Annotated in this window: 14 protein-coding genes; 11 read left to right on the plus strand and 3 right to left on the minus strand. The window is 61.3% G+C overall.

Annotated elements, in window-relative coordinates:
- Positions 1 to 92: 92 nt before the first annotated feature.
- The 4 genes from BBJ66_RS21305 to BBJ66_RS21320 all read left to right on the plus strand — a co-directional run bounded on the left by BBJ66_RS21305 (position 93) and on the right by BBJ66_RS21320 (position 4,353).
- A complete protein-coding gene (locus BBJ66_RS21305) occupies positions 93 to 1,187 on the plus strand; it encodes a septal ring lytic transglycosylase RlpA family protein (protein ID WP_049735437.1) in 1,095 nt (364 codons plus the stop codon).
- A 74-nt stretch (positions 1,188 to 1,261) separates the two neighbouring features.
- Positions 1,262 to 2,506 (plus strand): D-alanyl-D-alanine carboxypeptidase family protein, encoded by a 1,245-nt coding sequence (locus BBJ66_RS21310; RefSeq protein WP_406550021.1) that lies wholly within the window; start codon positions 1,262 to 1,264, stop codon positions 2,504 to 2,506.
- A gap of 132 nt (positions 2,507 to 2,638) precedes the next feature.
- The gene (gene tmk, locus BBJ66_RS21315; protein WP_071089586.1) at positions 2,639 to 3,319 is read left to right on the plus strand and encodes a dTMP kinase; all 681 of its coding nucleotides are present in this window, start codon (positions 2,639 to 2,641) and stop codon (positions 3,317 to 3,319) included.
- Positions 3,320 to 3,327: 8 nt separating this feature from the next.
- The gene (locus BBJ66_RS21320) at positions 3,328 to 4,353 is read left to right on the plus strand and encodes a DNA polymerase III subunit delta' (protein WP_071089665.1); all 1,026 of its coding nucleotides are present in this window, start codon (positions 3,328 to 3,330) and stop codon (positions 4,351 to 4,353) included.
- A gap of 30 nt (positions 4,354 to 4,383) precedes the next feature.
- Here the strand turns inward: BBJ66_RS21320 and BBJ66_RS21325 are convergent, their stop codons facing one another.
- Positions 4,384 to 5,172, minus strand: a complete 789-nt coding sequence (locus BBJ66_RS21325) for a sulfite exporter TauE/SafE family protein (protein ID WP_071089590.1) — start codon at positions 5,170 to 5,172, stop codon at positions 4,384 to 4,386.
- 235 nt (positions 5,173 to 5,407) lie between these two features.
- Here BBJ66_RS21325 and metG point away from each other — a divergent pair, with 235 nt between their 5' ends.
- The 3 genes from metG to BBJ66_RS21340 are packed head-to-tail and all read left to right on the plus strand — an operon-like array spanning position 5,408 to position 8,574.
- Positions 5,408 to 6,958, plus strand: a complete 1,551-nt coding sequence (gene metG, locus BBJ66_RS21330; protein WP_071089594.1) for a methionine--tRNA ligase — start codon at positions 5,408 to 5,410, stop codon at positions 6,956 to 6,958.
- A 4-nt stretch (positions 6,959 to 6,962) separates the two neighbouring features.
- Positions 6,963 to 7,745 carry a TatD family hydrolase gene (locus BBJ66_RS21335; RefSeq protein WP_071089598.1) on the plus strand — a complete coding sequence of 261 codons (783 nt, stop codon included), beginning with the start codon at positions 6,963 to 6,965 and terminating at the stop codon, positions 7,743 to 7,745.
- Positions 7,746 to 7,749: 4 nt separating this feature from the next.
- Complete coding sequence (locus BBJ66_RS21340; protein ID WP_049735443.1) at positions 7,750 to 8,574, plus strand: MBL fold metallo-hydrolase; 825 nt, start codon at positions 7,750 to 7,752, stop codon at positions 8,572 to 8,574.
- A gap of 35 nt (positions 8,575 to 8,609) precedes the next feature.
- Here BBJ66_RS21340 and BBJ66_RS21345 read toward each other — a convergent pair whose 3' ends face one another.
- Positions 8,610 to 9,215, minus strand: coding sequence for a TerC family protein (locus BBJ66_RS21345; protein ID WP_049735444.1), 606 nt, complete (start codon positions 9,213 to 9,215; stop codon positions 8,610 to 8,612).
- A gap of 284 nt (positions 9,216 to 9,499) precedes the next feature.
- Here BBJ66_RS21345 and BBJ66_RS21350 point away from each other — a divergent pair, with 284 nt between their 5' ends.
- Both BBJ66_RS21350 and BBJ66_RS21355 read left to right on the plus strand, forming a co-directional pair.
- A complete protein-coding gene (locus tag BBJ66_RS21350) occupies positions 9,500 to 10,165 on the plus strand; it encodes a hypothetical protein (protein WP_071089601.1) in 666 nt (221 codons plus the stop codon).
- Between the two features lie 78 nt (positions 10,166 to 10,243).
- Positions 10,244 to 10,621 (plus strand): hypothetical protein, encoded by a 378-nt coding sequence (locus BBJ66_RS21355; RefSeq protein ID WP_049735446.1) that lies wholly within the window; start codon positions 10,244 to 10,246, stop codon positions 10,619 to 10,621.
- A 72-nt stretch (positions 10,622 to 10,693) separates the two neighbouring features.
- Here BBJ66_RS21355 and BBJ66_RS21360 read toward each other — a convergent pair whose 3' ends face one another.
- Positions 10,694 to 11,215 carry a PAS domain-containing protein gene (locus tag BBJ66_RS21360; protein WP_071089604.1) on the minus strand — a complete coding sequence of 174 codons (522 nt, stop codon included), beginning with the start codon at positions 11,213 to 11,215 and terminating at the stop codon, positions 10,694 to 10,696.
- Positions 11,216 to 11,533: 318 nt separating this feature from the next.
- Here BBJ66_RS21360 and BBJ66_RS21365 point away from each other — a divergent pair, with 318 nt between their 5' ends.
- The gene (locus tag BBJ66_RS21365) at positions 11,534 to 13,681 is read left to right on the plus strand and encodes a mechanosensitive ion channel family protein (RefSeq protein WP_071089607.1); all 2,148 of its coding nucleotides are present in this window, start codon (positions 11,534 to 11,536) and stop codon (positions 13,679 to 13,681) included.
- Between the two features lie 259 nt (positions 13,682 to 13,940).
- Positions 13,941 to 14,411, plus strand: a 471-nt coding sequence (locus BBJ66_RS21370) for a helix-turn-helix domain-containing protein (protein WP_145926489.1), incomplete at its 3' end; no start/stop codon positions are given.

Consider the following 14,411-nt stretch of genomic DNA (forward strand, 5'->3'; position numbering starts at 1 on the left):
AAAGTCTCGTTAGGCGGGCGGGGATAAGGCGTATTGGCCCAGTATGGGGCAAAGTTCCTTAACCATAACGATCTTTGAGCGGCGTGGGACATATGAAATTGGGATACGGGGCGGTGTCTTTCGCAACGACAGCACGGTGGCTGGCTGTGTCGGCGATGTGTGCGACGGTTGCGGCGTGCGGCACGACGCAAGCGGTGCCGAAGAAGAAAGCCCACGGCAAAGAATATTTCTCCGAATCCGAATATGGCGTCAAGGCGAGCCCGCGGGTCGCCACCGGCAACAATATCCCCAAGGGCGGCGGCCGTTATATCGTCGGCAATCCTTACGAGGTGAAGGGCAAGTGGTATTATCCGAAGGAAGACTTCGCCTATAACAAGGTCGGCGTCGCCTCCTGGTACGGCTCGGCCTTTCATGGCCGCCTGACGGCGAACGGCGAAGTCTACGACCAGATGCATCTTTCCGCGGCGCATCCGACCTTCCCATTGCCGAGCTATGCGCGTGTCACCAATCTCGAAAGTGGTTCCTCTGTCATCGTGCGCGTCAACGATCGCGGCCCCTATCACGAAGGCCGTATTATCGACCTTTCGAACAAGACGGCCGACATGCTGGATCTGCAGCACAGCGGCACTGGCAAGGTGCGCGTGCAATATGTCGGTCGCGCCCGCATGGACGGACACGACATGCCCTATCTGATGGCCTCCTACGCGCCCAAGGGCAGCCGCATTCCCAGCGTCAATCCGGAAGGCCAGATCGCGACCGGTGTGATGGTCGCCTCCAATAGCCGCAAGATCACCCGCGACCAGCTGCAGAGTTCGGAAGATTACGAAACGCCGGCCAACGTGCCGGTGCCGATGTCGGCGACTTCCTATGCCGGCTCGACGCCGAGCGCACGCTATAATGCGGCAGCCGCTCCTGCTCCGGGCGCCCATGTCCTGGTGGCGCCGCCGGCACCGTCCGCCAACAATGCCCCGCAGGCCTTCGGCCAGATGGTCGTGCTGCCGGAGATTGGTCCCATGCCTTATGAGCGGCCGCTGGGCTCGCTCGCGCTCGGTTACCAGAACGAAGACGTGAAGACGGTGACCGTCGATCTCGCCTTCGACGCGGTGATGGTGCGCAATGACGGGCTGACGCAGGAGTCGATCCTTGCTTCGGCCAAGCGCCAACAGGCTAAATTCGCCGCGCGCTGAGCGCGGCAATTGCATCGGATTTCCTCTCGCTCTAACCTCCCGACCACACGCCGCTCGATCGATGGAAACTCTTGATGCTGAAGCCTATGCTTCGCCTTTGTTTCGCCGCAATTCCAGCAAAACCGCTGCGCACTTTTGCTGGAATTGCTCTGGCATGCCTGATGCCGTTGACCACAGGGGCGCTTGCAGCCGATAGCGGGGCCGCCGGTTTCGCCACTAAAGCGGCGCAGGCCTACATGATCGAGGCCGCCACCGGCACCGTGCTTCTCGCCAAGAACGAGGACCAGGGCTTTTCGCCGGCTTCGCTCGCCAAGCTGATGACGATGGATCTCGTCTTCGAGGCGGTGACGAAGGGCCAGATCACCTTCGACACCGAATATCCCGTTTCCGAGTATGCCTGGCGGACCGGCGGCGCTCCGTCGAGGACGGCGACGATGTTTGCCAGCCTTAAATCGCGCGTGCGCGTTGAGGATCTGATCAAGGGCATCGCCATCCAGGGCGCCAATGACAGCTGCATCATCCTGGCCGAAGGCATGGCTGGAAGCGAGCACCAATTTGCCGAGTCGATGACACGGCGCGCCCGTGAGCTCGGCATGGAGACGGCCGAGTTCGGCAACTCCACCGGCCTTCCCGATGGAAAGAGCAAGGTGACGGCGCGCGAGATGGTGACGCTGGCCACGGCCCTGCAGCAGACCTATCCGAACCTCTATCCCTATTTCGCGCAGCCGGATTTCGAGTGGAACAAGATCTTCCAGCGCAACCGCAATCCGCTGCTCGGGCTCGATCTCGGCGCCGACGGGCTGGCCACCGGATTTACCGAGGGCGAGGGTTATTCGATCGTCGCGTCGGTCGAGCGCGACGGCAGGCGGCTGTTTCTGGCGCTTGCCGGCATCGCTTCCGACAAGGAGCGGACGGAGGAGGCCAAGCGGGTACTCGAATGGGGGCTGACGGCCTTCGAGAACCGGCAGATCTTCGCCGACAAGGAAGTGATTGGAGCCGCCAGCGTCTATGGCGGCACGGTGCGCACCGTCGATCTCGTGGCCAAAGCGCCGGTCAGCGTTTATATTCCGATCAGCAATCCCGACCGGCTGTCGGCGCGTATCGTCTATCGCTGGCCGCTGACGGCGCCGGTGCAGCCGGATACCCAGGCAGGCACGCTCAGGATTTTCGCGGGCAGCCGCCTGCTCAGGGAAGTGCCGCTCTATACCGTGGGGGCGGTCGGCGAGGGCTCGCTCAGCAGCCGGGCTGTTGACGCCATGCTGGAACTCGGCGAATCGCTATTCTTCTCCTGGCTCTGGGACAAGTCCGCGCCCGGCTGAATGCCGGCGCTGCGATGCAATTTGCCGGGAAAGGTGAATTTGTCGCCGCGGCGAAAGGTTTTCCTTCCTGCTGTCTTCGGATAGATAGAAGAAGCAAGGCGCGTGCGGCGCCTGGAATGCGGGAAGTTGTCATTGTCATCCTGTGCGGGATTGTTCGTTACGTTTGAAGGCGGGGAGGGCGCTGGGAAATCCACGCAGATTCGCCGCCTCGCCGAGGCACTGAAGGGCGAAGGTCACGATGTGCTGGTGACGCGGGAACCGGGCGGATCGCCGGGTGCCGAGGCCGTGCGCCACGTGCTGTTGTCGGGGGCTGCCGAAGCCTTCGGCACGCGGATGGAGGCGATCCTCTTTGCGGCGGCGCGCAACGACCACGTAGAAGAGGTGATCCGGCCCGCACTGGCGGTCGGCAAGATCGTGCTCTGCGACCGCTTTATTGACTCCTCCCGCGTCTACCAGGGCATCACCGGCAATCTCGAGCCGGATTTCATCGAGACGCTGCAGCGCATCGCCATCAACGGCGTGATGCCGGATTGCACCGTGATCCTGGACATTCCCGCCAAGATCGGGCTGGAGCGGGCGCAGAAGCGCGCCGCCGCCGACGCTCCCGACCGCTTCGAGAAAGAGCGGCTCGAAACCCACGAGAAACGGCGTGAAGCCTTTCTCGATATCGCCACCCGCGAGCCGGAGCGCTGTCACGTGATCAACGCGTTGCAGAGCGAGGAGGCGATCGCCGCCGAGATCCAGGCGATCGTGCAGCAGTTGATGTCGCCTGCAGGCCATGCGCGCATGCCGGAAGCCGCCCATCATGAGTGAAGCCCATCATGAGTGAAGAAAGACCCGGACTGCTCGATGGTGCCATCTGGCCGGGGGAAAATACCAGGCTGTTCGGCCATGAGGAGGCGGAGGCCTTCCTTGCGCACTCCTACCGCTCCGGCAAGGGACACCACGCCATCCTGATAGAGGGGCCTGAGGGCATCGGCAAGGCGACGCTCGCCTTCCGCTTCGCCAATCACGTGCTCTCGCATCCCGATCCTGCCACGGCGCCGGAGACGATCGGCGATCCGGATCCTGCCTCATCCGTCAGCCGGCAGATCACTTCAGGCGCCTCGCACAATCTCCTGCATCTCGCCCGTCCGGTGGATGAAAAGACCGGCAAGGTGAAGTCGGCGATCACCGTCGACGAGGTTCGCCGCGCCGGCAAATTCTTCTCGCAGACCTCGGGCACCGGCAATTGGCGGATCGTCATCATCGATCCGGCCGACGACATGAACCGCAATGCGGCCAACGCCATTCTCAAAATCCTGGAAGAGCCGCCGAAGCGGGCGCTGTTCCTGGTGCTCTCGCATGCGCCGGGACGATTGCTGCCGACGATCCGCTCGCGCTGCCTGCCGCTGAAACTGGCGCCGCTTGCCGATGATGCACTGATGGCGGCGCTTGCCCATCTCGGCATATCAGGGGAGGGCGGGGCGGTGCTTTCGGCTGCCAAGGGCAGCGTCGGCGAGGCGCTGAAACTGTTGAATTACGGCGGCGGCGAGATCATCGCCGCCTATGAAGAGATGTTGTCGGCCGAAGGAGCGACGGCCCGCAAGGCGATGCATCGGCTGGCCGACGCGCTTTCGGGCAGGGAAAGCGACACGATCTTCGATTTCTTCGTCAGCCATGTCGGCGACGACATCATGAGCCGGGCGCGCGCAGCGGCAGGCGAGGGGAAGATCACGGCTGCGGAACGGCTGGCGCGGCTCTATTCCGAGATCACCGAGCGGCTGACCATTTCGGATGCCTATAACCTCGACCGCAAACAAACGATCATCAGCATTCTCGCCGATATCAAGCAGCCGGGCATATAATGTGCTGTGCCGAGGAGGCCCTGAGAGGGGTCAACCGGCCAGCAGCTTGCATGCGACGACGGCAAGTGTGACGGCAAGGACGATGCGGATGGTGCGTTCGTGCAGCTTCGGCGCCAGCAGGCTGCCGATGATGATGCCGGGGATGGAGCCGATGAGCAGGGCAAACAGCATCGGCCAGTCGATTTCACCGATCAGCCAGTAGCCCGTGCCGCCGATCAGGGTCAGCGGCACCGCATGGACGATATCGGAGCCGACGATCTCGCGCACATCGAGCCTGGGATAAAGGACCAGCAGGATCGTCACCCCCAAGGCGCCCGCACCGACGGAGGTCAGGGTGACGAGAACACCGAGGAGAAATCCGAGAATGACGGTAAGGGCGAGGATGGTTCTCGGCTGCGGCGGCGTGCGGTCGCCGATGGCGCGGCGCGCCAGCTCGAGTATCGGGCCTCGGAAGACCAGCATGATCGCGGTCATGACAAGAAGCCAGCCGAGCGCCGTGGTGATCGTATTGGTCACGCCGATGCTTTTGCGATCGACGCCTGCCAGCAGCCACAGCATCAGCAAGGCGGCCGGCACGCTGCCTATGGCGAGACCGCCGACGATCTTCCAGTTGACGCGCCCGTGCATGCCGTGAACGGCGGTGCCGGCGGTCTTGGTGATCGCCGCATAGAGAAGATCGGTGCCGACGGCGGTTGCGGGATGGACGCCGAAGAGCAGCACCAGCAGCGGCGTCATCAGCGAACCGCCGCCAACACCTGTGATGCCGACGAGCGCGCCGACAAACAGGCCCGAAAGCGAATAGAGCGGCTCAAACGTCAATCGAGCGCCTCCGACGGCGCGTGGCCACGACAGTCCGGATAGATGAAAACTGGCACTTCGTTCTGTCCCGCCCTCTTTTCCATGACGGGTAGATTGCGGCAGAAGCTGAGTCAAGTTCACCGCCGCCCGTGTCCCGGAAATCATCGACGGCGGTAAAACTTGATGTTTCGCTTGACGGTGACATGCGCTAAGAGCGGCTGACCATTTTTATAGAGTTAGCCGGACATTGGCCGCCATGACAGACAAGACACCCTTCTACATCACCACCGCGATTTCCTATCCCAACGGCAAGCCGCATATCGGCCATGCCTACGAGCTGATCGCGACGGATGCGATGGCGCGCTATCAGCGCCTGGATGGCAGGGACGTGTTCTTCCTGACCGGCACCGACGAACACGGCCAGAAGATGCAGCAAACGGCACGCGCGGAGGGGATTACCGCCCAGGCGCTTGCCGACCGCAACTCCGGCGAATTCCAGGCGATGGCGAAACTGTTGAACGCCTCGAATGACGACTTCATCCGTACCACGCAGGAGCGTCATCACGAAACATCGCGCAACATCTGGAACCTGATGGCCGAGAATGGCGACATCTACAAGGACAGCTATGCCGGCTGGTATTCGGTGCGCGACGAGGCCTATTACCAGGAAAACGAGACGGAGCTGCGCGCCGACGGCGTGCGCTACGGGCCGCAGGGTACGCCGGTCGAGTGGGTGGAAGAGGCTAGCTATTTCTTCAAGCTCTCCGAATACCAGGAAAAGCTGCTTGCCCACTACGAGGCGAACCCCGATTTCATCGGTCCTGCCGAGCGCCGCAACGAGGTGATCTCCTTCGTCAAGTCGGGCCTCAAGGACCTTTCGGTCTCGCGCACGACCTTCGACTGGGGCATCAAAGTGCCGAACGACCCTTCGCATGTCATGTATGTCTGGGTCGACGCGCTGACCAACTATATCACCGCCACCGGCTATATCGAGGACAGGAACGGCCCGCGGGCGAAGTACTGGCCGGCCGATGTCCACATCATCGGCAAGGACATCATCCGCTTCCATGCCGTCTACTGGCCGGCCTTCCTGATGTCGGCGAAACTGCCGCTGCCGAAGCGGGTCTTCGCCCACGGCTTCCTGCTCAACAAGGGCGAGAAGATGTCGAAGTCGCTCGGCAACGTCGTCGATCCCGTCAATCTGGTGAACCATTTCGGTCTCGACCAGGTGCGCTACTTCTTCCTGCGCGAAGTGTCCTTCGGCCAGGACGGTAGCTATAGCGAAGAGGCGATCGGCATCCGCATCAATTCCGACCTCGCCAACGGCATCGGCAATCTTGCCAGCCGCTCGCTGTCGATGATCGTGAAGAATTGCGACGGCAAGATCCCGGAATGCGGGCCACTGACCGACGAGGACAAGGCCATGCTGGCGCAGGCCGACGCGTTGCATGCCTCGACACGCGAGGACATGGGCAAGCAGCAGATTCACCGGGCGCTCGCCTCGATCATCTCGGTCGTTTCCGAGACCGACCGTTATTTCGCCGGCCAGGCGCCATGGGCGCTGAAGAAGACCGATCCCGAGCGTATGGGCACGGTGCTTTACGTGACAGCCGAAGTCGTGCGCCAGATCGCCATTCTGCTGCAGCCGTTCATGCCTGATTCAGCGGGCAAGCTGCTCGATCTGGTCGCGGCATCCGATGACAAGCGCGATTTCGCCGCTCTGGGGCAAGCCGGCCGTCTCGTTGCCGGAACGCCGCTCGAAGCGCCGGCGCCGGTCTTCCCGCGCTACGTGGCTCCGGAGGCTTGAGGCTGTGCTGATCGATACGCATTGCCATCTCGATTTTGCCGACTTCGAGGCGGAGCGCGACGAGATCGTCGCGCGCGCCCATCAGGCCGGCGTCAAGCAGATGGTGACGATCTCGACGCGGGTGCGCAAGCTCGACGGGCTGCTTGAAATCACCGAGAAATATCCCTCGGTGTTCTGCTCGGTCGGTACGCATCCGAACAATGCCGACGAAGAGCTGGATATCCAGACGGAAGAGCTGGTGCGCCTTGCCAACGCCCATGAGAAGGTGGTGGCGATCGGCGAGGCGGGTCTCGATTATTTCTACGATACGCAGACGCCCGAGGACCAGCAGACCGGCTTCCGCCGCCATATTGCGGCAGCGCGCGCCACGCAGCTGCCGCTCGTCATCCACAGCCGCAACGCCGATGAGGACATGGCAGCAATCCTGACCGAGGAAACGGGGAAGGGGGGCTTCCCCTTCATCCTGCACTGCTTCTCGGCCGGTCCGGAACTGGCGCGAACCGGCGTCGAACTCGGCGGCTATATCTCCTTTTCTGGCATCCTGACTTTCCCGAAGTCGGAAGAGCTGCGCGAGATCGCCAAGACGATCCCTCGGGATCGGCTGCTGGTGGAAACGGACGCGCCGTATCTGGCGCCGAAGCGCTGGCGCGGCAAGCGCAACGAACCGTCTTATGTCGTCAACACCGCCGAGGTGCTCGCTGAGACGATCGGCCTTTCCTACGCAGAGGTCGCGCGGATCACGACGGAGAACGCTTTGCGCCTGTTTACGAAGATGCCGAGGGTCTGAGAGCGTGCTCTACCGGCGGCGCTTCACCATTCTCGGCTGTTCATCGTCACCCGGCGTGCCGCGCATTACCGGCGACTGGGGCGCCTGCAATCCCGGCAATCCGAAGAACCGGCGCACGCGCGCTGCCTTCATGGTGCAGCAATTTGCGCCGGATGGCGGCGTCACCACCGTCGTCATCGACACCGGACCGGATTTTCGCGAGCAGATGATCAGGGCAGGGGCCGACCATGTCGATGCCGTGCTCTACAGCCATCCCCATGCCGATCATATTCATGGCATCGACGATCTGCGCGGCTATTTTCACAACACCCGCCGCCGGGTGCCGATCTTTGCCGACCAATATACGATGGACAGGCTGCGGGAAGCCTTCGGCTATTGCCTGGAGACACCGCCGGGCAGCAATTATCCGCCGATCGTGCTGCCTGTTGTCATCGAAAACCTCGACGAGCCCGTCGAAGTCCGCGGTCCCGGCGGCAAGATACGGTTTCATCCGCATATCCAGCAGCACGGCGATATAAATTCGCTCGGCTTTCGGATCGGCGATGTGGCTTATTGCAGCGATATCAGCGACTTCCCGCCGCAGACCGTCGACAAGCTCCAGAATCTCGATGTGCTGATTATCGACGCGCTGCAATATACCTATCATCCGAGCCATCTATCGCTGGAACAGTCGCTCGACTGGATCGGCCGGCTGAAGCCGAAACGGGCGATCCTCACGCATATGCACACGCCGCTCGATTACGACGCGGTGATGGCTGAGACGCCGGACCATGTGGTGCCGGCCTATGATCAGATGAGTTTCGAAACCGAGGTCAGGATCGGGGCTTGAGCCCCGGCCCCAGAGCATGATCAGGCCCGAAATCACTACATGTAGGGCATAACCTCGACGGCGCCGCGATAGATCATGTCAAGCGAGACATAGAGGATGATCAGCAAGCCGACATAGGCGATCCAGCGATGGTCGTGGAGCAACCGGGCGATCAGGTTGGCGGCGATGCCCATCAGCGCGATCGACAGGGCAAGACCGATGATCAGCACGTTCGGATGTTCGCGCGCGGCGCCGGCAACGGCGAGCACGTTGTCGAGCGACATCGAGACGTCGGCGATGACGATCTGGGTCGCCGCCTGGAAAAAGGTCTTTTTCGGCGCGCCTTCGGCGCCCCCCGCTTCGTGGTTCTCGCCATGGCCGGCGCGAAGCTCACGCCACATCTTCCAGCAAACCCAGAGGAGCAGAAGTCCGCCGGCCAGCAGCAGACCGACGATCGCGAGCAGATAGACCGCAACGCTGGCAAAGAGAATACGCAGGACGGTCGCGGCCGCTATGCCGACAATGATCGCCTTTCGGCGCTGCGTGGCCTCAAGCCCGGCAGCTGCAAGACCGATCACCACCGCGTTGTCGCCGGCTAGAACGAGGTCGATAGCAATGACCTGCAGCAAAGCCGTCAGACCGGCTGCCGTAAAGATGTCCATATGAAATATCCCCAATGCGTCAAAAGCCGTGCTAGCGTCTCGAAGGTTTGACGTCAACCGCTACAGTGCTTTGAATTGCGGTGGCGCCGGACAACGATCCTCGATGCCCAAAAGTTCCTCATTTCGATGTCGGAGAGTTGCGAATGCCGGGGCGGGCAGTGCGGCTGATGCCGCCGATATCTCCCGCGCATTGGCTTGGAACATTCCTCTCGTCCACCTGTTTTTCTGATCAGGAAACCAGCCGGCATCGACGGCGTGGGTCTATGCATCGAGAGGAGATTCCCATGAGCAGCATTTACAACGATACCAATCCGGCCTTCTCGGGCCCGACAGGGGGCAGCAGCCTCACCGCATTTTTCGACAGCCGATCGCAAGCCGAATCCGCCGTCTCCCGTCTCGAAGACGCCGGCGTGCCGGTCGCGAGAATCCGGTTGATGCCGGGATATGAGGCGGATGGAAAACCCGCCGGCACGATGAGCGACGACCGCAGCGGCTTCTTCGACGCGCTGGCCGACTTCTTCTTCCCCGATGAGGATCGGGCTGTTTACGCAGAGGGGCTGCGGCGAGGCGGTTTCCTGGTCCAGGTCAATAATATCGATGACGCGCTCTATGAGACCGTCCACGATATTCTGGACGACGAGGGCAGCATCGATATGGATGAACGGGCAGACCTCTGGTCGTCGGAGGACAGGCAGCAAGGCGCATCCAATACCGGTTTTGTTGGCCAATCCTCCGGCGGCAAAGCGTCCGAAGACCTCGCCGTGTCCGAAAGCGCATTCGACGATACGCGACCCGTGGCGACGCGGGACACCACGCATGGAAGCGCCAAGGTGCGGGCCTACACCTATAGCGCCGGCGACGCTTCGCCATCGGACGATGCCAATCGCCAATCGCAGAGCCAGTCGCAAGGCGGATCTCGGCAGAGCCAGAGTTTCCGGCGCGACCACTGATCGGCTGACATGCAATGGGGGGCCTGGCCACGATGCCGGGCCTTCATCTCATCTCTCTTGTTGTTCGAGGATATGTCCATGCAATCATCCATCAATCGCGACGGCCGCCTTCCCGACCCCGATGAACTGATCGCGGACGGTGAACCGCCTTTTGCCGATGCCGCCATGGAGACCGCGCGTGAAAAAGCCGACCAGGATCTGAACGCCCTGCAGCAGGAGCTAAGGCTGCTGAAGGCTCGGATAGGCATGCTGCGCGAGGACGCGGAGGCGGCGCTGAAGGCCAAGGCCGCATCGGTCGATGCAAGCGCCCATGTTCAACTGGGCAGCTATCCCTGGGCGAAGCTTGCCGCAGCGATCTGCGCAACCTTCATTGCCGCCAGGCTGGTTCGAAATGTTCCGCTGGGGGTCATGTTTGCCGGATATGCCGGTCATCTCTCCGAGGCGAGACGGCGGTGACCGGCTGACTGGGAACCGAAGGCAGCGGTGTGGATAAGAGCAGGCGCATCGATCCCACTGCGTGGGAGGAAATCAATGAACCGGCGCGATGTCGGAAGGCATCGGCGGGGCAAGCTCTTTCAGAATTGCTTCAAGCGCATCGGCCGTCGTCTGCAGGCCGGACGACTGCGCAATTTTCAATGCCGCTCTGCAGTGAGCCGACAATTCGTCTTGCTGGCTCTGATCATTCGTCGGAAATACGATGCCTGCATAGTGCGACGGGTTTCCGGCTTCGTCCCTGAAGCAGCGGCCGAAGGCAGCCACGGCCACCACTTGCCCGCTTCGATCAAATACCCGGTAGTCATGGCGATAGGGATTTCCCGTGATCACCGAGTCTGAAATCGCCTTGGCCACGGACGGCTTGTCGTCCGGGTGAATCCGGTCGAGGTATTTTATGATCGGCAGCCCCGCGATGGTCTGCGCCGGCTCAAGCCCAAAAAGCATTGCCAGCGCCGAATCCGCATAAACCGTGTCGGTCGCCAAATCCCACGTGAAGATACCAGGCTCCTCGGACAGAAATTCGGGCGTTCCAAAAGCTCCGTTGACAAGGTTCATTTTGCATCCCCAGTCTGAGCGCCAAAGCCGCCGGTTGTCCCCGTCACCCGGCTCTCGATGAATGACAGGGCGATCGACCATTTCGCCCTCAGATCTTAGTCTCGTTTCGACCGGACGCAATATCGACGTTGTTGATCTTCACGCCCATTGAGGCGATGCGGGCGGGGAGGCGATGCGCGGGCAGGGAGCGTGGCGGCAGGGATTCTGTCTGCGTTCGCCAGACAGTCGTCGATTGACGTTGATCGTGCGACCCTTCACAAAGTGCGACGCTTTATCGGCCGGCAATAGCGACGACAACTTTTGGGGGACCACGGGTACATGCGCATCAACGACGACCGTCATTCCCTCCGCAAAATCTCCATATTCCTCACGGCTGTATTTTCGGCGCTTCTGATCTGGAGCGTACATTCTATTTCAGCGGCCGAATCGCCCAATCCGTCGGCACCAATCCGGGTTATCATCGAATTGCCGAACGATGATTCCGGACGCGCATTGGTCAATCGGATCGTTCCCGGCAATCAGGAACCGGCGCAGCCGATAGCGGCCCCGCAAGAGGCGGCGCCGTCGATTGCCACCGCATTACAGGATTTGCGCCAGAGGTTGCTGACACTCGTCGATGCAGTCCCGACTCTTCCTGGGCAGATCCGGGCGGCGGTGCAGACCTTCCAAACGGATAATCATATCGATCCTGTCGGCCTGATCCTGGCGGTCACACTCTTCGTAGCAGGCGGATTCGCTGCGCAGCGCCTTGCCTGGTGGTCCGGGCGAGGACTTCTTCATTTTGTGCTGACCGCGCCTGCCGACACCGTCCGCCAGCGGATCAAGCTGCATGCGAGCCGGCTTGCAATGGGCCTTCTCGCATTGGTCGGTTATCTGATCGGAAGTCTCGGCGCGTTTATCCTCTTTCCATGGCCTGCCGTCTTTCGCGATATTGCGCTCATTCTGCTGTCCGCGGCGCTGTTGGTGCGCCTCGGCGTGCTTGTGGGCCGCATTGTCATCGCGCCCGGCGCCCGGCTGCCGCATATGCGGCTTCTGACGCTTGTCACCTCGCTTGCCTGGTTCTGGTACCGCTGGCTCCTCGCAATCGTCGCCGTGCTGGCGGCTGGCTGGGCCATCATCGAAGTGTTCCAGACCATCGGGGCTTCTCCAATCCTGGTCGACCTCTTTACCGCGGCGTGGCTCGGTGTCGTTTCAATCACGCTGATCGCCATGATCTGGCTGCGGCATTTTCGTTCTGATGGGCCGCCGGTGAACCGGCTGGCCTGTGTCGGCTTCAGCGCGAGCATCGTGCTATCGTGGCTGTTATGGGTGTCCGGGCTGCGCGGAGCATTCTGGACATTGATCGTCATGACGCTTCTGCCGCTGACCGTTTCCGTGGCTCGCGATATCATTGGTCGCATCATACGCTCCGGCGGCGAGCACGTTGTTGAAGATCCGGCCATCGTCGGATGGTCTGTTGTCATCATGCAAACGCTGCGCAATGGCCTCATCGTGGTCGCCGCGCTGCTCATTGCCCGTTCGTGGAATGTCAATCTCGGTGATCTTGCCGCAGCCGAGACTGTGACCACACGTTTGATCCGCGCAGGAATCCGCATCGTTATCGTGCTGCTGGTGACCGACGTCATCTGGAAGCTCGCGAGCACGCTGATCGACAGTCAGATGGCACTGGCGTCGAGAAGTGCGCAGGCGGGCCATCAGGACGGACCCGACGCGCGCCGGCGTCAGCGATTGAATACGCTGCTGCCAATCCTTCGCAATGTGCTGTTTCTGGCGATCGGGGCTGTCGGCTTCCTGATGATCCTGGATGCCGTCGGCATTCAGATCGGACCGCTGCTGGCGGGCGCCGGCGTCGTCGGCATTGCCGTCGGCTTCGGTGCACAAACACTCGTCAAGGACATCATCTCCGGCGTCTTTTATCTGTTCGACGATGCCTTTCGCATCGGTGAGTACATTCAGGCGGCAAAATACAAAGGGACGGTCGAAGGTTTCTCGCTGCGGTCGATCCGCCTGCGGCACCATCGCGGTCCGGTCACCATCGTTCCCTTCGGGGAACTCGGCGCGGTGCAGAACCTCAGCCGCGACTGGGTGATCGACATCATTACCCTTACGCTAAACTATGACAGCGACCTTGAAGAGGTCCGCAAGACCATCAAGCGCATCGGCGTCGAGCTTCTGGAGGATGCCGAACTCGGGCCTAACATCATCGAGCCCTTGAAAATGCAGGGCATTGAGCAGATGGCCGATTACGGTGTGCAAATTCGGCTGAAGTTCATGGCCAAACCCGGCGAACAATTCGGCGTTCGCCGGAAGGCACTCGCCATGCTCAAGAAGACATTCGCGGAAAAAGGCATCCAGTTTGCAACCCCGACGGTTCATGTTTCCAGCGGGACGGGAGATGCAACGGCTTCAGCCGCCGCGGCGGAACTACAAAGGCCATCCAAAGTCATCCCAACGCCTCAGGAATAGCCGCGCCACAGGGAAAATTTCCGCTTTAAAAGAGTAGGGCTATAGGCGGGACGGCAGTATGCCTTTGCAATCAAATGACATGTTTATGTTCCATAATCTATCTTATGTGATCTTTGATTGTAGAGGCTATTTAGTAATGCGACAGTTGGGCCAGTTAGAGATGCGACAATCTCGCCTCTCGACGACTGGTCAATGCCAATGTCGGGAGCAAGGATGACGACCTTCAGCCTGGTCGAGACCATGAGCGGTCGGAGTCGTCATGTCCTTTATGATCACTATGTCGCAGAAAGAATTGCATCGCCTCGAACTCATCCAGAAGATCCGTGACGAACGCCTGAGCGTTGTGCAGGCCGCCGAACGGCTCGACCTCAGTCGAAGTCAGGTCCATCGGCTGCTGCAGGCCTATGACCGGGATGGTCCGGCCGGGCTTGTTTCCAAGAAGCGATCGCGACCGAGCAACCGGCGCCATAGCGAGGAGTTTCGCAATGCGGCACTGGATCTGATCCGTGAGCGCTATCTGGATTTCGGTCCGACGCTGGCGCGTGAGAAGCTGATCGAGCTGCACCGGATCTCGGTCGCCAAGGAGACCCTGCGGCAATGGATGACCGAGGCCGGCATCTGGGTCTCGCGTCGGGAACGCAAGAAGCGGGTTTTCCAGCCACGCGGCCGACGTGATTGCTTTGGCGAACTGGTACAGATCGATGGCTCGCATCACTGGTGGTTCGAGAAC

Origin of the sequence: Rhizobium sp. RSm-3, assembly GCF_001854685.1 — a bacterium.
In the GTDB taxonomy this organism is placed as follows: domain Bacteria; phylum Pseudomonadota; class Alphaproteobacteria; order Rhizobiales; family Rhizobiaceae; genus Rhizobium; species Rhizobium ecuadorense.